General features: G+C 47.7%; 15 protein-coding genes and 1 tRNA gene. 8 read left to right on the plus strand and 8 right to left on the minus strand.

Annotated features, from left to right (window positions below):
- Positions 1 to 6 precede the first annotated feature (6 nt).
- Positions 7 to 82: transfer RNA gene (locus tag BM607_RS17580), tRNA-Gly, on the minus strand.
- 270 nt (positions 83 to 352) lie between these two features.
- The gene (orn, locus tag BM607_RS17585; RefSeq protein WP_071939980.1) at positions 353 to 898 is read right to left on the minus strand and encodes an oligoribonuclease; all 546 of its coding nucleotides are present in this window, start codon (positions 896 to 898) and stop codon (positions 353 to 355) included.
- 112 nt (positions 899 to 1,010) lie between these two features.
- On the opposite strand from orn, the gene rsgA reads away from it, so the two are divergent.
- The 5 genes from rsgA (at position 1,011) to BM607_RS17610 (ending at position 7,913) form a co-directional block, all read left to right on the plus strand.
- Positions 1,011 to 2,075, plus strand: a complete 1,065-nt coding sequence (gene rsgA, locus BM607_RS17590) for a small ribosomal subunit biogenesis GTPase RsgA (RefSeq protein ID WP_006080042.1) — start codon at positions 1,011 to 1,013, stop codon at positions 2,073 to 2,075.
- 62 nt (positions 2,076 to 2,137) lie between these two features.
- Complete coding sequence (gene asd, locus BM607_RS17595; protein ID WP_011845719.1) at positions 2,138 to 3,016, plus strand: archaetidylserine decarboxylase; 879 nt, start codon at positions 2,138 to 2,140, stop codon at positions 3,014 to 3,016.
- A gap of 6 nt (positions 3,017 to 3,022) precedes the next feature.
- On the plus strand, positions 3,023 to 3,904 hold the full coding sequence (locus BM607_RS17600; RefSeq protein ID WP_071939981.1) for a DMT family transporter: 882 nt from the start codon (positions 3,023 to 3,025) through the stop codon (positions 3,902 to 3,904).
- 68 nt (positions 3,905 to 3,972) lie between these two features.
- Positions 3,973 to 7,176, plus strand: a complete 3,204-nt coding sequence (locus BM607_RS17605; RefSeq protein WP_071940050.1) for a mechanosensitive ion channel domain-containing protein — start codon at positions 3,973 to 3,975, stop codon at positions 7,174 to 7,176.
- 14 nt (positions 7,177 to 7,190) lie between these two features.
- On the plus strand, positions 7,191 to 7,913 hold the full coding sequence (locus tag BM607_RS17610) for a glycerophosphodiester phosphodiesterase family protein (RefSeq protein WP_071939982.1): 723 nt from the start codon (positions 7,191 to 7,193) through the stop codon (positions 7,911 to 7,913).
- A 20-nt stretch (positions 7,914 to 7,933) separates the two neighbouring features.
- Here the strand turns inward: BM607_RS17610 and BM607_RS17615 are convergent, their stop codons facing one another.
- A complete protein-coding gene (locus tag BM607_RS17615; protein WP_006080036.1) occupies positions 7,934 to 8,266 on the minus strand; it encodes a DUF3392 domain-containing protein in 333 nt (110 codons plus the stop codon).
- Positions 8,267 to 8,360: 94 nt separating this feature from the next.
- Between BM607_RS17615 and BM607_RS17620 the strand changes: the two genes are divergently transcribed.
- Positions 8,361 to 9,296 carry a D-2-hydroxyacid dehydrogenase gene (locus tag BM607_RS17620; RefSeq protein WP_006080035.1) on the plus strand — a complete coding sequence of 312 codons (936 nt, stop codon included), beginning with the start codon at positions 8,361 to 8,363 and terminating at the stop codon, positions 9,294 to 9,296.
- A gap of 104 nt (positions 9,297 to 9,400) precedes the next feature.
- On the opposite strand, the gene BM607_RS17625 is transcribed toward BM607_RS17620, so the two are convergent.
- Positions 9,401 to 10,975 (minus strand): PAS domain-containing methyl-accepting chemotaxis protein, encoded by a 1,575-nt coding sequence (locus tag BM607_RS17625; RefSeq protein WP_071939983.1) that lies wholly within the window; start codon positions 10,973 to 10,975, stop codon positions 9,401 to 9,403.
- 261 nt (positions 10,976 to 11,236) lie between these two features.
- Here BM607_RS17625 and BM607_RS17630 point away from each other — a divergent pair, with 261 nt between their 5' ends.
- Positions 11,237 to 11,428, plus strand: coding sequence for a bacterioferritin-associated ferredoxin (locus BM607_RS17630; protein ID WP_006080031.1), 192 nt, complete (start codon positions 11,237 to 11,239; stop codon positions 11,426 to 11,428).
- Positions 11,429 to 11,681: 253 nt separating this feature from the next.
- Here BM607_RS17630 and BM607_RS17635 read toward each other — a convergent pair whose 3' ends face one another.
- Both BM607_RS17635 and BM607_RS17640 read right to left on the minus strand, forming a co-directional pair.
- The gene (locus BM607_RS17635) at positions 11,682 to 12,338 is read right to left on the minus strand and encodes a thiopurine S-methyltransferase (protein ID WP_071939984.1); all 657 of its coding nucleotides are present in this window, start codon (positions 12,336 to 12,338) and stop codon (positions 11,682 to 11,684) included.
- 102 nt (positions 12,339 to 12,440) lie between these two features.
- Positions 12,441 to 12,782 (minus strand): hypothetical protein, encoded by a 342-nt coding sequence (locus BM607_RS17640; protein ID WP_006080029.1) that lies wholly within the window; start codon positions 12,780 to 12,782, stop codon positions 12,441 to 12,443.
- 249 nt (positions 12,783 to 13,031) lie between these two features.
- Here BM607_RS17640 and BM607_RS17645 point away from each other — a divergent pair, with 249 nt between their 5' ends.
- Positions 13,032 to 14,840, plus strand: coding sequence for a protein kinase (locus tag BM607_RS17645; RefSeq protein WP_011845712.1), 1,809 nt, complete (start codon positions 13,032 to 13,034; stop codon positions 14,838 to 14,840).
- A 20-nt stretch (positions 14,841 to 14,860) separates the two neighbouring features.
- Here BM607_RS17645 and BM607_RS17650 read toward each other — a convergent pair whose 3' ends face one another.
- Both BM607_RS17650 and BM607_RS17655 read right to left on the minus strand, forming a co-directional pair.
- Positions 14,861 to 17,269 carry a zinc-dependent metalloprotease gene (locus BM607_RS17650; protein ID WP_071939985.1) on the minus strand — a complete coding sequence of 803 codons (2,409 nt, stop codon included), beginning with the start codon at positions 17,267 to 17,269 and terminating at the stop codon, positions 14,861 to 14,863.
- Positions 17,270 to 17,406: 137 nt separating this feature from the next.
- On the minus strand, positions 17,407 to 21,123 hold the full coding sequence (locus BM607_RS17655; RefSeq protein ID WP_006084221.1) for a response regulator: 3,717 nt from the start codon (positions 21,121 to 21,123) through the stop codon (positions 17,407 to 17,409).
- Positions 21,124 to 21,222: the final 99 nt, after the last annotated feature.

Below are 21,222 nucleotides of genomic sequence, written 5' to 3' on the forward strand. Positions count from 1 at the left end.
AGAATTTGGAGCGACATATCGGGTTCGAACCGATGACCTATACCTTGGCAAGGTATCGCTCTACCAACTGAGCTAATGTCGCCTTTTGTATCGCTGCTAAATTTGCCTTCAACATTAACAAAGGTATCGTCTATCAACCTTTATCAACTGAGCTAATGTCGCCTTTTGTATCGCTGCTACATTTGCCTTCAACATTAACAAAGGTATCGTCTATCAACCTTTATCAACTGAGCTAATCTCGCATTCAATCTAAATGACCGTACATCTCTGTTCGCATCAAAAAGTTGAGGCCGCATTATATGAAAAATTCATGCGGCTGCAACCCCTTCTTGCATATTTATCTACTGATCGGTCAAATTTTAAATACTTTGCTGCGATAATACTGCAATTCAGCGATCGACTCTTGGATATCCTGCAGTGCTTGGTGAGTGTTTTGCTTCTTAAAGCCCGCCATAGTTTCTGGGCTCCAACGCTTCACTAGCTCTTTAATCGTACTGACATCCACATTGCGGTAGTGGAAATAATCTTCCAGCTCGCGCATATAACGATTTAAGAAGCGTCTATCTTGGCCAATACTGTTACCACACATTGGAGAAGCGCCCTTAGGAACATACTGTTCTAAGAAGGCAATCGTCTTAACCACGGCTTGCGCTTCGGTTTCTTGGCTAGCACGAACGCGGTCAATCAACCCTGACTCACCATGGTGCTTTTGATTCCAATCATCCATAGCGGCCAGCACATCATCCGATTGATGAATCGCGATAACTGGACCTTGACCGATAATATTGAGTTCTTGATCTGTCACTAAAGTGGCAATTTCAATGATCCTGTCGACGTCGGGCTCTAACCCTGTCATTTCCAAATCGATCCAAATGAGATTATTTACATCTGCCGTCATAAATCAGCCTTATCATGTCAGTTAGCCTAAATTCAGGCTTTTTTATTCAAGAGCGTGTATCATACTGCTTTTTTCCGACACAAAAAATCACCTAATTGACGAAGACGAATCAGTGAGTAAAAAGAAACCCCTAAGCCAAGGTCAATTACGCCGTATGCGTGCTAATCACGAGAAGCGACTCAATCGTGACAGTGGCGAAAAAAATACGCCAGAGTTACAGGATAGTTCACTGGGGCAAGAACAGCCCGGTACTGTGATTTCTCGTTTTGGCCAACATGCCGACATAGAAACCGAAAGCGGCCAAGTTGTGCGCTGTAATATTCGCCGTGCCGTCACCAGTTTAGTCACTGGCGATAAAGTGATCGTACGCTTAGCCATTGAGAGCCAAGCCAATAGCGGCATCGCAGGTATTGTTGAAGCCGTTCATCCACGTCGCTCATCACTCACACGCCCAGATTTATACGATGGCGTGAAAATCATCGCCTCGAATATCGACCAGATTTTGATTGTGTCCTCGGTGTTGCCAAGCTTTACTACCCAGATCATCGACCGTTATTTAGTGGCTGCCGAAGATACTGATATTCCGCCTATCATCATTTTGAATAAAATTGACTTGCTCAACCCCGATGAAGCGCAGGCAATCGATGAAGCGCTGCAGCGTTATAAAGATATTGGTTATCCAGTTTATAAGGTCAGCAGCAAGTTAGGTGATGGTATCGATACCATTAAAGACATACTCAAAGATAAAGTCAGCGTATTTGCTGGCCAATCTGGTGTGGGTAAGTCATCGATCATCAATGCCCTATTACCCGATGCAGAACTGGTGATTGGTGATGTTTCCGATAACTCAGGTTTAGGTCAGCACACCACCACCACAGCCAAACTGTTGCACTTGCCTAGTGGCGGCGATTTAATCGACTCCCCAGGCGTGCGCGAATTCGCCCTCTGGCATCTTCCTGCGCAACGTGTAGGCTGGTGTTTTATCGAGTTTCGCGAGTATCTTGGCGCGTGTAAGTTCCGTGATTGTAAACACGGTGACGATCCCGGCTGTGCACTGCAAGAAGCCCTGAGCCAAGGCAAGATCAGCGCAGATCGCTTTCATAATTACCATAAAATTATCGCCAGCTTAGATGAACAACGTCATGCCCGCCATTTCCGCGCGGCCACTGACGAATAGCGACTTATTGATAAATAACAACAGTCTCAGCAAAGATTGAGCAGTAAGAAAAGGAATTAAAATTGGATAAAGTTAAAATTGCGCTGCAGTACATGCTGCCGAAACACTTATTATCTCGTTTAGTGGGTAAACTCGCCGCAGCCGAAGCGGGCGCGTTAACCACGGCCGCTATCAAGTGGTTTATCAAGCAATATAAAATTGATATGAGCGAAGCGGCGCAGAGTGAGCCTGAAGCCTATAAAAGCTTTAATGCCTTTTTTACCCGCGCCCTTAAACCCGGTATTCGTCCGTTAGATATGGACGCCGATATCATGGTGCATCCCGTCGATGGTGCAGTAAGCCAATTAGGCCCAATTAAAAACGGCCGCATCTTCCAAGCTAAGGGTCACCACTATTCATCCTTAACCCTGCTTGGCGATCAAGCTGAAGATGCTAAACGCTTCGAAGGCGGTGATTTTGCGACTATCTATCTGGCGCCTAAAGACTATCACCGTATCCACATGCCGATTAAAGGCACGTTATCAAAAATGACTTACGTACCTGGTGAACTGTTTTCAGTGAATCCGTTAACGGCGAGAAACGTACCCGGTCTCTTTGCCCGTAACGAACGTGTAGTGGCGATTTTCGAAACCGAATTAGGTCCATTAGCCATGGTATTGGTTGGCGCAACGATTGTTGCCAGTATAGAAACGGTCTGGGCAGGCACAGTCACGCCGCCGACAGGTAAGCAAGTCTTCACTTGGGAATATCCAACCCAAGGCCCCGATGCCATTACCTTAGACAAAGGTGAGGAAATGGGCCGCTTCAAGTTAGGCAGTACTGTGGTGATGTTGTTTGCTAAAGATGCTATCGCGACCTTTGCTGAAGGTGTCGAAGCCGAAGCTGTAACGCGCATGGGACAAGCCTTCGCTAACCTGAAAGACGTTAAGCAAGCGGATTAACCCTTCTTGAGTTCTGCTAAACCTTCGGGATTAATTGAATTACATTTAGCTGTGCTGCTATTTGGCGGCACGGCTTTGTTTTCTAAATTAATCCCACTCAGCGCCCTAGACATCACCTTCCTACGCTGTATCGTCGCCGCCACTGTGTTAGGTTTGCTAGTCAAACTCCGCCGTAAACGGCTAACGCTGGCCAGCAAACAAGATTATCTGGTCGCCATCGGGCTTGGGGTTATTGTCAGCCTGCATTGGGTCACGTATTTTGCCGCCATGCAGCTCTCGTCGGTCGCCATTGGCATGATTGCGTTTTTCACCTATCCGGTGATGACAGTGATTGCCGAGCCGTTGCTGACAGGCAGTAAAATAAAATTACTCGATATGATCAGCGGTGTGTTAGTGCTGATAGGGGTGATATTACTCATCCCTGAGGCCAATTTAGGTAACGACACTACGCTGGGCATTGCCATCGGCATAGTGTCCGCCATCTTGTTCACCGCCCGTAACTTATTGCACAAACGCTACTTTTCCCAGTACAGCGGCCCACATGCCATGTTCTACCAAACCTTGGTCGCCGTGGTGTTCCTAATGCCTTGGCACCAAACGGAACTGAACAGCATCTCACTCGAAGTGTGGGGGTTAATTATTTTACTCGGCGTCGTCTTTACCGCCGCGCCCCATGCGCTATTCACTTCCGCACTGAGGCAACTCAGCGCCAAAACGGTTGGGCTAGTCTCTTGCTTACAGCCCTTCTATGGCGCCATGTTAGCGCTGATTATTTTGGGTGAAGAGCTCAATCTCAATACCGTAATCGGCGGCACTATCATAGTCGCGACCGCCATCTTCGAAACCCATCAATCGCACCAGTCACAGCGGCGAAAAAAGAACGCCTGAAACATACCAATCTCAACGCAATTTGGCTAATATGGAGCGTCTTTCGCCCCTAAATGTCTTTAGCCCATATGCCACGTATTTTATTGTTCGTTATTGCTTTTTTCTCATTTTCCGTCCTAGCCAATTCGCCTTTGCAGTTGGACAAACGTCTTGGCATGAACAAGCAAGATCAGCAACAAAATCTCAGCATTGATGAACAAATTAACGACCTAAAAATTAACATAGAGAAGCTCGCCGCCAGTGCGACCAGTTTCCAACAGGCGCAAATCGATTTTGAACAACACAAGAAGCGCACCAACCAAGCACTGAAAGAAGCCTATAAACCTCTCTCACTGGAAAAAGGCACAGATCTCAGCCAGCAAGCTTCGATGGCCTATATTCGTTTGTCTGAGCTTAAAGAAAGCGAATCTACCCTTGGCCGACAAGTAAACGATTTATTACAGCGCCACAACGACTTACCCACAGTGATCGCCAGCGCGAGGCAGAGTGTCGCCCAAAACAAAAAGGCTGAACTCGCCCCACTTGATACCCCAACGGGTGAGTTACAACAAACTCAACGACTCTTCTTTGAACAAAGCCTTGCGACCAATGAGGCTGAACTCGCCAGCAGCCAAAAACGCATTGAACTGACGCAATTACAATTACAGCTAGTACGGCAACAACTCGTGCAGCAAGAAGCCTTGATTGAAACCATCAACAAGGCGATCAATAAACAACGTCAGCAACAAACCGATGCCACTCTAGCCAAAAACTTAGTCAACACGGACAAAGTCCTCGATCCCATTACCCGCAATATTGCCGACACTAACCAGATTTATGGCCAAAAACTGCAAACCTTAACCTTACAGATCAATAATGTGGTCGAGCAGCAGGAACAGGCAGAAACCCAATATCAATCCCAAGCCAAACAGTTGGCGAACATCCAAGAACAGATCACTTGGGTCAAAATGAACTCCGCCTTTGGTGAGCGCTTTTTGCAGATGTTGCAATCGCTGCCTAAGCCGCCAAACCACGAAAAACTGCAAACTCTGATCGCCGATGCGCGCTTAGACAGATATCATTTAGAGCAGCAACAAGCCCTCAATGATCAAGAATTAGAACAGCCCGGCTTGTACAATGAGCAACAGATTAAACTACTGCACTCGCAGCAAAGTTTGATCTCGCAGCTGATGCAAAGCTATGACCAATACTTGAGTGAATTAGGCAAGTTGAAGGTCAACTATCAACAACTGAGCCAGCAACATCTCACCCTTAAAAATACCCTTAACGAGCATTTATTCTGGGTGCCTAATGCTGCCAGTATCAGTAAATTATGGCTGACCGACCTTGAGCGCAGCGCGGTTTGGCTAGTGCAGCAAGCGCAGTGGGATGAGCTGGGTAAAGCGTGGGAAGAGCAAAACGATTATTGGTCTTGGTGGATCATATTGCTGGTATTGTGTTTAGTCGTACAGGACTTAATCACGCCTAAATTCAATCGCTTGCTAAATCATTACACCACTTATGTGGGCAATGTGACCCAAGATAAATTCATTTACACACTCAAGGCACTCGCCTGCAGTGTCAGTTATGCCTTGATAAAACCTTTCCCAGTGATCATGGCGGGATTGATTTTTTATCAATCCGATCGCAACTTTGTGCAAGCAGTGGGCATGGGCATACTGGCGATTGGTTTAGTTTACCTCTTGTATCGCTTCATCTTTATTCTGACGCTCGACAAAGGCGTACTCGTGGGCCATTTCAAACGTCCCTCGAAACTCATCCAAGCCGGACAATCACGACTCAGACACTTTGTGCTGGTCGCCAGTCCATTATTGGGCTTGATGGGCTTTACCGAAGTACTCGACACCTCACTGGTGCGCAACAGCATAGGCCGTGGTGCCTTTATTGTTTTCTGTATCGTTTTATTCTTGTTATACAAAGACATCTTAATTCTTAGCCGTAAAAACTCGGATGCGAAGAAAGACGGTAAAAACAAAAAACTCATTCAGAAAATCCTCTGGACCTTGCTGATTTCTGTACCTTTGTTGAGTGCCGGATTAGCCTTTAGAGGTTACTACTTCACCGCTTTCCAAATGCTGTTACAACTGCAATTGTCGATCGTACTTGGTCTGGGTTTCTTGCTGTTATACCAACTGATCAAACGCTGGATGTTAATTGAACGTCGTCGTATCGCCTTCGATCGCGCTAAGGCAAAACGTGCCGAACGCTTGGCCCAGCGGGAAAAAGGTGAAACCCATCATCTCTCCGCCGATGGACTCGATACCTACGAAGAACCCGTGGTCGATCTGGAAACCATTTCGAGCCAATCCCTCGGCCTAGTGCGTTCGCTGTTGTTATTGGCCTTTTTAGCCAGTTTGATTGGTCTGTGGACTCAAACCCATACGGCGCTGTTTTCTTTCCTCGATGGCATTACGCTGTGGACGACCAATACCAGCGTTAATGGCCTAGAACAACAATTGCCCATTACCATGAAGTCCTTGATGTTTGGCCTAATAGTAGTTGGTTTCTCGCTGATGATTGCTACCAATCTCCCAGGCTTACTTGAATTGATGATCCTGCAAAGGCTCGATCTCTCCCCCGGCACAGGGTTTGCGATCACAACAGTCAGTCGTTATCTGGTGGTGTTCTTAGGACTATTAATCGGCTTCTCTAATCTCGGGATGGAATGGTCTAAGTTGCAATGGCTGATTGCCGCACTGTCGCTCGGTTTAGGTTTTGGTTTACAAGAGATTTTTGCCAACTTTATTTCGGGTCTGATCATTTTATTTGAAAAGCCAGTGCGGATTGGCGACACAGTGACGATTCGCGATTTAACGGGAACCGTGAGTAAAATTCAAATTCGGGCGACAACGATTATCGATTGGGATAGAAAGGAAATTATCATCCCGAACAAAGCCTTTATCACAGAGCAGCTGATCAACTGGTCTTTGTCAGATCCTATTACGCGGGTCATTGTTTATGTGTCGGTGGCGCGGGATTCTGATCCCGCCAAAGTCGAAGCGACGCTGTACCAAGCGGTGCAAGAGTGTGAAGATGCACTTGCCAGCCCAGAACCTGAAGTCTGGTTTGCCGGCTTTGGTAAACACACCCAAGATTATGAAGTGCGCGCATATGCCAAAGATATGTCGGCACGTTGGCCACTGCGCCATGATTTACATAAACGAGTAACTAAAAAACTCAAAGAAAACAATCTCGAACTCGCCTATCCGCAGATGGAAATCCATATTAAGAATGGTCAAAGTCGAGAGCAACAAGGCATTATTAGAAGCTAATAGGATCGCAGAACATGCTTATTTTTGCTCACCGCGGCGCCAGCGGTTATCAGGCCGAAAATACCTTAACCGCCATGGCTAAGGCGTTAGAATTAGGGGCTCAGGCCGTCGAGCTCGATGTGCATAATGTCGAAGGTGAGTTAGTCGTGTTCCACGACCGAAGGCTTGATAATAAAAGCTCGGGCTCTGGCGTGATCCATTTAGTGAGTAAGGATTATCTGGCGAGCATCAATGTGAAAGGCGAACCCATACCAACCTTATGGCAAGTACTTGAGCTGATTGCGGGGCGCTGCATAGTCAATATTGAATTAAAAGGCATTAATACCGTCACGCCGTTAATCGATTTATATCCAAAGGCCTTAAGTCAGCTTGGGTTTACCCAGGAGCAGTTACTGATATCTTCTTTTAACCACCCCTATCTGCGCGAACTTAAACAAGCTTTGCCCGAGGCTTTAGTCGCGCCGCTGCTGGCCAGTATTCCACTTGATAATGCTGCTGTGGTCGGAGAGCTAAATGCTTACTCGCTGCACTTAGATCTCAGCTTTATCAGCCAAGCATTAGTGGATGACGCCCACAACAGAGGCGCTAAGGTTTATGTTTATACGGTCGATCATAGCGATGATATTCATGCACTTAAGCAGATGGGCGTCGATGGTGTGTTCAGCAATTATCCCGACCGTGCCATGCAAGCCTTAGCTCAAGTGGCCACGGCCGATTACTCTGGTTACTTTGAATAACGACAACCTTGATATCGATATTAAGCTTGGCTATTTCGCTGAGCCCAATAACCGATAAAAATAAACATGGCCACAATTAACAGAAACATCCAATGGGATGGCATAGCCACTATGTGTCTTGCCACCCAAGGCGTGGCTTTCACGATCAATAGGCCATAGCCAAAGGCATTCACAATAATAAAAACAAATGTTCGCAGCACAAAAGAATGCCCCAACAAATGACGCCTTAGGATACGATTGACATCCGCTGAAAAAACCAAAATAAGACACACCACCATAGCGGTAGCAATATCAAAAGCCCAAGGGCGAAGCATGTTACCCAACTGGGCAATAAGGGCGACTAACTGATCCATAATGACTCAACCTAAAAAGATGCTGCGTAATCCCTCGAAGTGGCCACGACAGCACATTGAAAAATAACAATAACCAAGCATAAAGGGAGACGCCATGGGGCACAAGTTACTCTTGCTAACGAAGGCAAATCAACAGTATCGCGATTTGATTGAGGCGCAGGAACTCCCTGATTTAGAGATACTCGACGATAATCCAGCGGGCATAATTGATGCTGATATTTGGTTAGCCGAACCTAAACTCGCCGCGCCCCTATTGCCCCATGCTAAAAATCTGCAATGGTTACAATCAAGCTTTGCAGGCATAGATGCTCTGATGAGCCCAAGGGGCAGAAAAGACTATCAACTCACCAATATTAAAGGCATTTTTGGCCCGCTGATGAGTGAGTTTGTGTTCGGTTATTTACTCGCGCATATCCGTGGTCATGGTTTTTATCGCCAGCAGCAACAGCAAAAACAGTGGCAAGTTCAACCTCCCATACGCCACTCAAGTTTACAAGGAATGCGATTACTCATACTCGGTACTGGCTCAATTGCCCAGCATCTCGCGAAGACGGCAAAGCACTTTGGCATGCATGTCACAGGGATCAATCGTAGTGGTAATACAGTTGAAGGTTTTGATGCTATTGAAGCGATGGCCAATTTAGCCCAGACGTTAACGCAAGCCGATGTGGTAGTGAATTTACTGCCCAGCACTCCGGCAACCCAAAGCCTGCTTAACGCTGATACCTTAGGCAAGCTAAAAGATGATGCTGTGCTGTTTAACGTTGGCCGCGGTGATGCACTCGATCTCGATGCACTCAATATCCAGCTTATCGCTAAACCTGCTCAACAAGCGGTTTTAGATGTTTTTGCTCAAGAACCTTTACCTAATAGCCATCCCATTTGGGAGCGGGGAAATGCCATCATTACGCCGCATATTTCTGCGCCCAGCCATCCCGCACAAATCGTCGAGATTTTTAGCCAAAACTATCGCCGCTACATTAGCGGTGAGACACTGCAGAATCGAATCGACTTTAGTAAGGGCTATTGAGTTAGCGCTCAGGAATTAAGTTAGAGAATTGAAATTGAGTCAGGGATCAGAAAAAGCAAAGGCAATAGTCAGACTATTGCCTTTTTATCTTAAGTTTTAGGTGATTACACCCTAAAGCTGCGCTTTAAGAATTGATCAACCAAGACTGAGTGAGAATCCATCTCGCGAGTCACTTCATCGTTCAAGCCGACCATTTCACTGCCAAGTTGATGGCTAGAATGGGTAAATTGCGACACATTCACCACGCTGCGATTCATCTCATTTGCCACACTCGATTGTTCTTCAACCGCGCTGGCAATATGGTGCGTCATATCGGTAATGGTCGAAATGGCCTCACGAATCGTACGCAATGCCGTACCCGCTAAATCCGCCGTTGAAATGCATTGGGAAGCGGCAACCACGCCTTGTTGCATGCTGACTACAGCTTTATTGGTCCCCTGCTGCAACAGGTTAATCATGCTTTGGATTTCCTTGGTGGCATCGTGAGTACGTTGCGCCAATGCCCTAACCTCGTCAGCAACAACGGCAAAGCCACGGCCTTGCTCACCCGCACGCGCCGCTTCAATCGCGGCATTTAATGCCAGTAGATTCGTCTGACCCGCAATACTCTGAATCACATCTAGCACAGTGCCGATATCTTTACTGTGGGCTTCTAACTCAGTAATAACCTTCGACGTTTGTTGCAGTTGCTCCGCCATAGCTTGAATCGAGCTAATGGTGCTCGACACGGTTTTATCACCATTGATGGTTTCAGCGGATGCCATTTGCGTGGCACTGGCGGCATCGGCACAATTGGAAGACATATCGCCTAATGTGGCGGTCATCTCCTGCATCGCCGTAGCAACTTGCTCTATTTCAGACAATTGAGCCTGACTGGTACTCTGGATTTGTTTACCCTTGGCGGCAGATATTTTGGCTTGTTCAGAAACGTTAAAACACGAATCCGATGCACGCCCCAGAATCGACTTAAGCTCAGAGGTCTGCATTTGGAGCGCCAAATCAATCGCGCCAAGATCATCAGAGCTTCCACTGTAAATATGCGCCATCAAGGGGTTATCGTAGATATGCTTTGCCTTAGCCACGATAGCGTAATAACGACTCAGCACCAGATTACCGCCCACCAGCAATACTAGAATGCTAATCGCTAGGGCAATAAAGCCCATTAAGCCAATTTGCAAAGCAAGGTAAAGCATCGGCAGCATGGCAAGTAGTGCTAGTAACAGCAATTTGGCGGGCATGCTCACTGTACGTTTTAACGCGCTGACACTGCCCTTTTTGTTCAACTCTGCATAAGCCGTTTCTGCACGCTTAACCTGCTCGCGGGTGGGTTTAGTGCGTACAGATTGAAACTCAACGACTTTACCATTAACTGAAATCGGTGAGACATAGGCATCAACCCAATAGTGATCGCCATTGGCGCAGCGATTTTTCACTATCCCTTTCCAAGGCTCGCCTTTTTTGATGCAGCGCCACATATCTTCAAACGCATGGGGAGGCATATCTGGATGACGCACCATGTTGTGAGGCTTGCCTAACATGGCATCGAGTTCAAAACCGGCAACGGTACAAAAGGATTGGTTGGCGTAGGTAATATGACTTTGAGTATCCGTGGTCGACAATAAAATCCAATCCGCTGGATAATCATATTCTCGCTGTGTAACTGGTAGATTAGTTCTCATGAAACCTTATGGATCTTTGATTAATTCTTCGTTATTCATCCATGAGTTATCCATCCGTGAGGCATCATCACCCTGACTCTATATTCCTGAACCTACTTCTAAAACTGCCTAGCAGTGTAATGCTAAAACACATCTAGCATAGACGATAAAACGTGCGCCATGTAACAAAAACGTTAATGTATGAAAATCACTCAAAAATCATGATTGCATTTGATAAGCGTTTTCATTTAGAATTAGCGCAATTCTTTTGGAGACTAATATATGTACGTTTGTCTTTGCCATGCGATCACCGATACGCAAATTAAAAATGCCGTAAGCCAGGGCGATAGCTCGCTTGCTGACGTGAAAAAGCGCTTAGGTGTTGCCGATCAATGTGGCAAGTGTGCAAGAATGGCGGTACAGATCATCCAGAATCAATTAGAGCGTGAGCCTAATTATTACGAAGTCGCGTAAATTCAATCGCGAATAGGGTGGTAAGGGGAACTCGCTAACGAACACACTTCCGACAAGCTAAAACTACGCTGACTCAAGCAAACTCAATCCAAAAAGTCCCGCGACAACAAAGCTTTCTATTCGTCACTTCGTCTTAAATAATTTGCCAGTTTAAACTTTAGATATGATGTTTTAATGACAAGCCCCCACTGAACTCTAAGCTCCAATACTGCTGATCATTCAATGGGGTTGCAGATCCATTTTCGAGCCAATTCTACTTACGTTTCAACAAATAGGCGGCTTCATTAAGCCAAGGCACGGCTTTTTTAATAAAGCGGGGATTGTCAGCCAACACATCTTGGGAGGCTAATACTTCAATGTCAAAGTCATCACTCAGATGCTGCTCAACCCAAGTTGGGGATACGGCGAAAGGTGGGCCAATTAAGGCTTCCTGCGGATAATCTAAGGTCACTAATAAGCCGACACTGCCGCTAGGTAACAAACTCGCGAGCTGCTTGGCATATTGTGCACGCATGCTCTCTGGCCATGCGATCAACGCGGCGCGATCATAAAATGCTGTCACTTCTTGAGTGATAGCATTAGGTAAAGTGAAAATATCACCCTGATACAAACTGATCTGTTCGGTTTGATAATGCTGGTGTTCACCCACGGTCGTTTGCGTCATCTCGAGTTGGTTATCGCTGAAAAATTGCTGCACCGCCAATTCATTCAACTCACAACCTATGACCTGATGCCCTTGTTCGGCCAAGAAACACATGTCTAGCGACTTGCCGCATAAGGGCACAAAAACCTGCGTATCTGCGGGTAATCCAAGCTTCTGCCAATACTTAACCAGGAAAGGATTGATGTCTTGCTGATGAAAACCTATTTGCTGCTGGTGCCACTTTTCATGCCAAAAACCGGGTTCCATGGGTTTATCTCTATTCGCTAAAGTTGTCCTTACTCTAATGACATTTTAAAGCGGATGCAAAGCTGACTGCCATTCGACAAACTCAGCAATGTAAAGACTCACTTACTGATCTAACGTGGCTTGCACTTTACGCAGCCAAACACAGTTATCACACTGACATTGACGCCGTGATAAATGGTGCGGGCTTAACGATGAGTCAACAAAATCCACGGCGATCAACAACTGCTGTTTTAACTCGGCAATCGATTTTTCGTTCACGGCCACCAGCTCGTCGTTCTGGTTCATCCAGATACATTCCATGCCCTGATGACAAGTTAAACATTGCTCGTCGCTATCATTAAAAAATACCGCATGTGGGCAATGGGTCACTTCCATTGACTGCAAAATTCGCTTACGCGGATATTCCAATAGCTCGATCAACAAGGCTTTATATTGGGTGGGCATATGCCCTCCTTAGCTGCACTTTGTCTGTGGGTTAATTAACAAAAACTGAATCCATCTCATGTCCCAAAGATTACCTATAGTCGCGAGGATTTAACTTGATGTAAGTCAAAGTCAGTGACGAAATGATCGGTTAGGTAAGCCGCGCCTGACGCTGATCACTAATGCCGCTCTGAATCCTAAAATAAAGCCAGCCGCTATTTGATTATCGCCCCCGCTTACTGGTTAAATGAACAAAACAAGGAGCACAATTTGCAAACACCTCAACTGCAGCATTTTTATATTTCTGAAGAGCAATCCATTTACTTGCTCAAAGCCAATGATGCCCGTAAACACAAGGCGTGGATCCGCCTCTGTAAACAGCAGCTGAGCAAGTTAGGTTATACCGATATCGAATTGGTCGGCAAAGGCGCCTACGGTTTCGTGTTTGCGGGTATCAATCAAGCGGGCGATGCCCATGTGTTTAAGTTCTCGCGGATTAATCTGCCGCAACATATACAAGATAGGCTCGAAGAAGAAGCCTTTATGCTGTCCTTACTCAAACATCCCAATGTGCCGGGCGCGATCAAATTTGAGCGAGTCGGCAAGCAAGGCATACTCGTGATGGAACGGGCAAAAGGCGAAGATCTCGACCAACTTTGCCGCCGCATGGGCGCCCTGCCCACAGCTATGGTCATGAGCATCGCCCGCCAACTCGCCGATATCTTGTATTACCTGCGCACGGGCAAGCCCTTAGTGCACGGCGATATCAAACCTTCTAATCTGGTTTACGACATTGAACAACAACACTTATCGTTGATCGATTGGGGATCGGCGGTGTTTGCCCAGCGGGATGAATATAACAAGCCCGTCGAAGACAATGTGATGGCGTTAATGTCGAGCGATCAACAACATACCAACGCCCGTATGGGCGATGTGTACTTTATCGGCGAAGAGCAACTCAATGGGGCACTCTCCAGCCCGCGCTTCGATGAGCAAGGTGTAGCAGCAACTCTGTATGCCCTCGCCTCAGGCCAAGCAAGCCGCTTCGGCGCACAAGTTATCTCGCCCACCAGCATTGGCTTACCAATGGAATTAGCCCGTACCTTAGAGGGCATGCTCAGCACAGATCCTAAGCAGCGCAACATTGCCGGCGATTACTTTTTGAAAAGTATGCGCCACAGCCACAGACTGCATTTACCAGAACTGCCCAAAGCTGAGTTACAGGGTGAAATTCCTGTGTGGGTGCAATCCCGCGACAAAGATGTTGAAACCGTCAGCTACAGTTCGCGTAAGTCCTTTTTGAAGGAACATAACGCCCAAGATCCTATCGCTAAGATGGATGATATTCAGCTCGAAAAATATTACCGCAACTTCCTCGCGGGCATGGGCGACACCGAAAAAGGTTTTATCGCCGCCGTGGGTCGGTTAGCTCAATATCCAATCGTGGGCGGTCTCGCGATCCACTGGCAAGAAACCGGCGTGTTTATCGACTCCAATCTTGCGATTTACGATGCAAAACAAAAAAGTGCCTTAATTATTGCGGTCAACAATATGGTAGATCTCGCTCGGGGAATTAAACGTATCGGGGTGTTTAAGGCCTGTTTCTTTAACGCCAAAGACACGCTGCATATCGAGCGAACAGATATCAGCGAGCCGTTTGTTGCCAGCGCCGATCTGCAATTGCCCTTTGAAGTCGGTGATGTGCCCACCTTAGAAGATAAGTCACGGTTACACTCTTACTTCGAAGACGGTAAAGATCCCGACGAAAACCTCGAATTGCCGGTGGAGATCATGGAAGAATTAGCCCGCATCAACCAAATTCACCACACAGGCTGCATCATTTTTGAGGCACTGCCGAATCACTTAAAGATCCACAGTTACTTGAAGCTGCTCAATCCACGTAAGCAAGCGGCGTTTCGTGCGAGTCTCGATCGCATCTTGCATCATGTCGGCAAAATCCAAGGCCACGGCGTGTCGGGCTTTATGAAACTGCCCTACAAAAACACCCGCCGCTTTACCCATCTAGAGCGTAAAGCCGATCACTTTTATCCGAAAAATCCAAAAGAAATAGGCGCCTAATGGCGCCTATGTTCATAAGATTAAATCGGCGATCCCGGCGGTAAGGTTAACGGCTTAGGGATCAGCTTAACCTTAGCATCGGTTAAGCCCGCAGCCAGACCCTGTTGCAACCAAGTATAATGGGCCGCAAGACTTGCATTCGCTCGATTCGACTTTGCTTTCAATTGCTTAATCACAAACTGAGCGCGATCGTTGATCGCAGCCCTCACCTCTGGTGAGGTTTGAGGATTGTGCAGCGTTGCCAGCACTTCATCAATTACCACAGCGTTCACTCGCATCCACACGCCTTCGACCAGCCCAAGCTTGTCCTCTTGATACAAGGTCGCCGCGAATAACTTATCCAGTAATGTCGTCACCGATAACTGCTCGCTATCCGCCATGGATGCTTGGCTGACACGGTTCAAACGTTTAGGCATCAATAGCAAGCTCACGGTATGACGGCTAAATACTTCAGCCATACCAAGAGGATCGTTAATTGCGCCTAAACCTGAGTCGAAGGATTCCCGCGTAGCATGATAATTCCCCGCCTTTGGCACTAAACTGTCGAGCAAGATTTGCGGCACAGTTAAACTCGCCGCATCTAAGGTTTTAAGCAGTGCGTCTAAACCCGTTAACTGCAACTGCGGCGCAATATAGCTCCAGCGGCTGCCTTCACCGATAGATTGATAGTTATAGTCAGTGCCGCCAATAAACTTAGCAACCGCATCGATTTGATAACGCGTCAGCAAATAAATTGGCGTAAAGGCATCGGTTAGCTCGCCCAGTGGCTCATTGGGTAACAAGGCTGCACTGGAGAATCCCGCAATCGCCTTAGTGCGAATTTTGTCGAGCTTACCTAGTTGCTCGATCGGATCGTCACCACTATCCCACAAACTGGCATAGGCCTGACTCGCATCCTTTTGGCGAGAATCGGCCTCACCGATATAACGTAAGCCACGTTTCGCCACATCGGCCAGTAAGTCGACTTGCAACGCTTGTTGGGTGCGAGCATCGCCTTGTTCGCTATAGCCATAGGCGATAGCAAAATCATCCCAAGGGCCAACACCTGTAGTGTAAGGCGCTGAAATATCAATATCATTGCCCTTTAGCAGGATTTTCGGATGGGGATAATCCATCACAGAGGCATCCTGATTGGTCGAAGCGGCAAAGTTATGATCAAGCCCTAAGGTATGGCCAACTTCATGGGCAGCCAGTTGGCGAACACGCGCCAGCGACAAGGCTGTCGCCGCTTTCTCGGCCGCCACTCTATCCTGCCAGCCTGCGGTTAAGCCTTTGGCAATCAAGTAATCCTGCCGCACACGCAAGCTGCCGAGCGTGACTTGACCCTTAATGATTTCACCGGTGCGAGGATCGGTCAGTGCAGCGCCATAGGACCAACCCCGCGTCGCCCTGTGCACCCATTGGATCATGTTGTAGCGAATATCCTGCGGATCGGCATCTGCAGGCAATAACTCAACTTTAAAGCCGTTGATAAATCCGGCGCGAGTAAAAGCCGTCTCCCACCAGCGCGCGCCATCGAGCAAGGCAGACCGTATCGGCTCAGGCACACCGGGATCGAGATAATAAGTAATAGGTTTAACGACTTCGCTTGGCGCAGGGCCAGAATGCACTTTCTGTAAACGGTGGCGCAGGATAAAACGCTGCACTAAAGGTTGGTCAAAGGGCGTCGCATAGTCTTGATATTCATCTGACAAATAGCCGCTCATCGGGTGATAAGCCCGCGGCTGATAATCAGTATCAGGCAGCTCAACAAAGGAATAACGCATCCGCACCGACATTAAAGTGCCGTCGGGGGTTACCTGTGCGACCTGCGCGCCTGCGACATCGCCTTTAAAGGTGAGTTGCACATCCACATCGGCGTTTTTCTCAAAGGATTTTATCCCTTTGGGTAGGATGACAGAACGGCTCAGATCCAGCCGATAATTGCCCTGCTCTGTTTGTTGCAATACGGAAGATACGCCGTGTAAATCATTGAGCACCAGATCGTTGATCGCCACCAGATCTGGCTTGCCATCAATCACTTTACCCTGCCATAACACAGAATCGGCAAAGGCTTCTGCAACCGCTCTTTGCTCGGCAGCGTCAGTGGTATTAGCACGATATTTGGTATTGAGTTGCTTGAGTAAAATATAGGGGCCTTGGCGCTCAAACTGCACCATGCGGGTCTGACCCAGTTGGCCGCGATCGAGACCAATGTCGTTCGAACCTACGCCCTGCGGCAAACTAGTGACGAAGAGAAAAGGCTGATTTAAGCGATTGACCTCAAGGTATAACTCTCCCTGAGAATCCTCGTAATAGAGATTAAGAAACCCTTTCGCCTCTTGGCTTTGCTTAATGATCTTGGCGCTAGGCGCGGCTGCTGCGACGGTAACGGTGGGAAATCCTAACAGCACTATGGATAAGGCTAAGGCTAAACTTTGGGGTTTCATCTTTCCTCCTGATACGGCTGGCTGCGTTATTTACCTTATAAATCGTTTAAGTCATTGGCATCTTTGATGACTGCTTATCTCAAGCAATTGATTTAAAGTAAATAATGCGAGGCCATCACTGGCCCCGAGCAAATAAATTAACGATTCTGATGCTGATTCTTATGTTTGATCCAGTGATTTAATGTTTCAAATAATTCGTTGAGTACTATGGGTTTAGTGATGTGGGCATTCATCCCCGCCGCTAAACTCTTTTCCCTATCGCCCGACATGGCATGGGCAGTCATGGCAATAATAGGCAGTTCATCGGCACTAAAACGCTCACGCAATGCCCTTGCGGCCGTTAACCCGTCCATCACTGGCATTTGAATATCCATTAACACGGCATCAAACGGCCGCGAGTCGATGGTATCCAGCGCCACTTGGCCATTGCCAGCCAGCACCACTTCATAGCCTGCACTTTTAAGGAGTTCAGTCGCCACTTGCTGATTGATAAAATTATCTTCCACCAGTAGCACTAAACCTGTGTGTTCTCCGTCTTCAACTTGGACTTCAACCATAGGCTGAACCACATTCAATCTCGGCTCATCGGCAAAGGCGGCAATGATCTCATCGAACAAGCTCGATGCCTTGAAGGGTTTTTGCAGGACGGCGAACACATTGGCACTATCGACTTCATGCTGCAAAGGCTCTGCTGCATAGGCCGTCATCATGATAATCACTGGTCGTTTTGCTAAGCGGCCTTCGGCGACCATAGTATCTATGGCGCTGACCACATCACTGCCGTCCATTTCTGGCATCATCCAGTCGAGCAATAGCAGATCGATTGGCGCCCGCGACAGTTTATAAAGTGCTTCGGCGCCACTGGCGGCGGTATCGACTTCGAAGTGGAAATCTCGCATCAAGGTCGAATAAATTTGCAGTGCAGTCGGGTTATCGTCAACGACTAAGGTGCGTAGGCTATTGAGTTTTTCCGGCACGACTAAAGGCTCAATCTTAGCGGCTTCGGCAATTTCAAAGCTGATGGTAAAGCTAAAGGTACTGCCGACCCCAAGCTCACTCTGCACTTGCATCTTACCGCCCATCATAGACACCAGATGCTTGCTGATCGATAAACCTAAGCCCGTGCCACCGTATTTGCGGGTGGTCGAACCGTCGGCTTGGGCAAAGGCATCAAACAACTTATCCTGCTGATCTTTACCTATGCCGATACCAGTATCGCGCACCCAGAACTTCAAGGTAATCCGATGATCACGCTCGCCGACATCTTCACAACCCAGCTCAATTTCGCCTGATTGGGTAAATTTCACCGCATTCGATAACAGGTTAATCAGCACTTGGCCTAAACGCAGTGGATCACCCTTAAGAATGAGTCCCGCCGTCACAGGGGCATATAAGAGTAACTCAACGCCCTGCTCCTGTGCCTTGAGCGCATTGAGATCGAGGGCATGATCGAGCACTTTATCCAGCGGGAATGGCACCCGCTCAAGCTCCAACTTACCCGCCTCAATTTTAGAGAAGTCGAGAATATCGTTGATGATCCTCAGCAGCGATTGCGCCGAGAAACCGGCTTTTTCGAGGTAATCTTTCTGCTGCGCCGTTAACGAAGTGCGCTGCGCCAACTGCAACATACCGATAATGGCGTTCATCGGCGTGCGGATCTCATGGCTCATGTTGGCCAAGAATTCACTCTTGTAGAGGTTAGCTAATTCGGCGTCTTGCTTGGCTTCCAAAAGCGCCACTTCGTTACTCTTATGGCGGGTAATATCCTTATGGGTACCGAGCATACGCTTAGGCTGACCTTCGGCGGTGAACTCCACCACACGGCCACGGGATAACACCCAGTGATAGCCACCATTTTTACCCAACATACGGAATTCGATTTCGTAAGCGCCGACAGGGTCCGCGAGATACTGAGCACGGTATTCCTCAACGCGAATCCGATCGTCGGGATGGGATAATTCATCAATCGTCGACACAAGAGCTGGGAACTCATTGGTTTTGTAACCCAACATAGAATAATACGCTGGGTTACAAATGATCTGTTCAGAGTCTAAATACCAATCCCACAGGCCATCCTCCACCGCATCCATAGCTAAGTGATAACGCTCTTCGGACAGGCGCAATTGTTCGGCGGATTCGTATTCGCGCGTCACATCACGCCACACGGCAATCAGGCCCTGCAGTTCGCCGCGGCGATTATAGAAAGGCAGTTTAAGGGTATCGAGCAGCACAGGTTTACCCGCAAGCTCAACCTTTTCTTGGTAGCGCAGCGGAGTGCGATCTTTTAGGACTTGTTCGTCTTCGGCGCGGATACGAATGCCCATTTCTGGCGAGGTCAGATCCTCAGATGATAAACCTATCATCTCGCTCTCTGTGTAACCCAGCATGCGTTCAGCCGCTTTGTTACAACCTAAATAGTTGCCTTCTTTATCTTTAAAGACAATGGCTTCGGGGATCGAATCAAGCAGGGATCGTAGCAGCGCATATTCGCGTTCACGCCGCTCTGTGGTGTCTTTTAAGCGTTCAGTACGCCGCGCAACTAGCTTATCGAGCCGCTTATTCTGCTCCGCTAAATGGTGGGTATATTGTTTGTTTTCCTCAAAAATCCGACTCACCAGCAAGAACCAAGGTTCCCAGCCGCGGGTGATTTTCTCCGGTGGCTTACGCGGTTCTTGCGAGCAACCCTCAAGATGCGACAGTAGTCGCGAGGCTGGACTCACAAAAGATCGACGTGTCTGCCAATGCACTATGGTCACCAATACAGACAGGGCGATAACCACTAAAATAAAGGTCAGCTGCAGTTTTTCCCACGAGTCTTGGAATAGGTCGTCTTCATCCTGCAAATACAGTAAACGCCAAGGTGCGTTATGCAGGGCAACCGAGTGAATGTAATAGCCGTTACGGATGATGCCATCGTGGGCATCGAACAATTCCGACTCAGGCAAAGAATGCAGCTCAGAGGGAATACGTTGGCTGATGTGATAAACCCGATTGATGTCTGAGCTATCAAAATCGCTGTGGGATAAAATATTGTTCTGTTGGTCGAGCAAAATCACTGTGCCCGGCATCTTAAAGTAGACCCGAATTTGCCGTGCTAACGAGGCAAGCGTCATGTCTAAGTTAATTGAGCCAATGAACTCATCGTCCAAATAAACGGGCACACCTAAAGTGGTCAATAAGCCTTTGCCCGTGGAGTCGACATAGGCTTCGCTCCAAAACACACTGCGCTGCGGGTTCATTGCCGGGGTGGCATATTGGAACTGTTTCTTGTTGAGTAATTCGTCCCTAAAACGTTGATCGTCATTCGACCAAGGGAAGTAGGACATGATCCTACGTTTTGACAGGTAATAAATTGCCGAGGCTTTCGGCGCGGCTTCTTTAGCGACGGGGAATGACAGTGACAGCTCAAACAACATCTCAAGCTCTTGATAGAACTTGTCGCTGCGGCCATCGAGGGAACCTGCGCCAGTGATCCTACCCATGTTAGTAAAAGGCTCACCGCTCTGGGCGTAGCTAGGTTCTAAGGTAAAATACTGGCCACTTTCGTTGAATTTACCGTATTGGGGTAAACGTTCTTTACGCACGAGTTCGCCTAAGCGCAAATGATCCACGGCGACGTTGCGTAAGCTTTTTACCGCTCTAATACTCGACTCGAGTAACAAATCGATTTGCAGAACATGGCGCTGAACCTGTTCTTCACGCTGTTCCATCTGCTGCGCTTTTTGACGGTCGAAAAACATCCATGCGGTCAACAAAGACATGACGATAACGCCAATGTACGTATAAAAAACGGCACGGTTGTAGTTCTTCTGGATCGGCGATTTTAGTTGCAGATCCGGCTCACTCGATTTCATCCACTACCCTTGATTGCAGCGCTTGATTTCAGCCAACGGCGGCAAAAGCTATGAGCTCCATATAGTAGCAGGAAGAAACTACCAATCACATAAAATAAT

The sequence above is a fragment of the Shewanella sp. SACH genome, from assembly GCF_001887095.2.
Taxonomy (GTDB): Bacteria; Pseudomonadota; Gammaproteobacteria; order Enterobacterales; family Shewanellaceae; genus Shewanella; species Shewanella baltica.

Excerpts from the sequence above, each read along its gene's own strand:
- orn (WP_071939980.1), bottom strand. The coding sequence starts at position 898 with ATGACGGCAGATGTAAATAATCTCATTTGGATCGATTTGGAAATGACA.
- BM607_RS17605 (WP_071940050.1), top strand. The coding sequence starts at position 3,973 with ATGCCACGTATTTTATTGTTCGTTATTGCTTTTTTCTCATTTTCCGTC.
- BM607_RS17610 (WP_071939982.1), top strand. The coding sequence starts at position 7,191 with ATGCTTATTTTTGCTCACCGCGGCGCCAGCGGTTATCAGGCCGAAAAT.
- BM607_RS17615 (WP_006080036.1), bottom strand. The coding sequence starts at position 8,266 with ATGGATCAGTTAGTCGCCCTTATTGCCCAGTTGGGTAACATGCTTCGC.
- BM607_RS17620 (WP_006080035.1), top strand. The coding sequence starts at position 8,361 with ATGGGGCACAAGTTACTCTTGCTAACGAAGGCAAATCAACAGTATCGC.
- BM607_RS17625 (WP_071939983.1), bottom strand. The coding sequence starts at position 10,975 with ATGAGAACTAATCTACCAGTTACACAGCGAGAATATGATTATCCAGCG.
- BM607_RS17630 (WP_006080031.1), top strand. The coding sequence starts at position 11,237 with ATGTACGTTTGTCTTTGCCATGCGATCACCGATACGCAAATTAAAAAT.
- BM607_RS17635 (WP_071939984.1), bottom strand. The coding sequence starts at position 12,338 with ATGGAACCCGGTTTTTGGCATGAAAAGTGGCACCAGCAGCAAATAGGT.
- BM607_RS17640 (WP_006080029.1), bottom strand. The coding sequence starts at position 12,782 with ATGCCCACCCAATATAAAGCCTTGTTGATCGAGCTATTGGAATATCCG.
- BM607_RS17650 (WP_071939985.1), bottom strand. The coding sequence starts at position 17,269 with ATGAAACCCCAAAGTTTAGCCTTAGCCTTATCCATAGTGCTGTTAGGA.
- BM607_RS17655 (WP_006084221.1), bottom strand. The coding sequence starts at position 21,123 with ATGAAATCGAGTGAGCCGGATCTGCAACTAAAATCGCCGATCCAGAAG.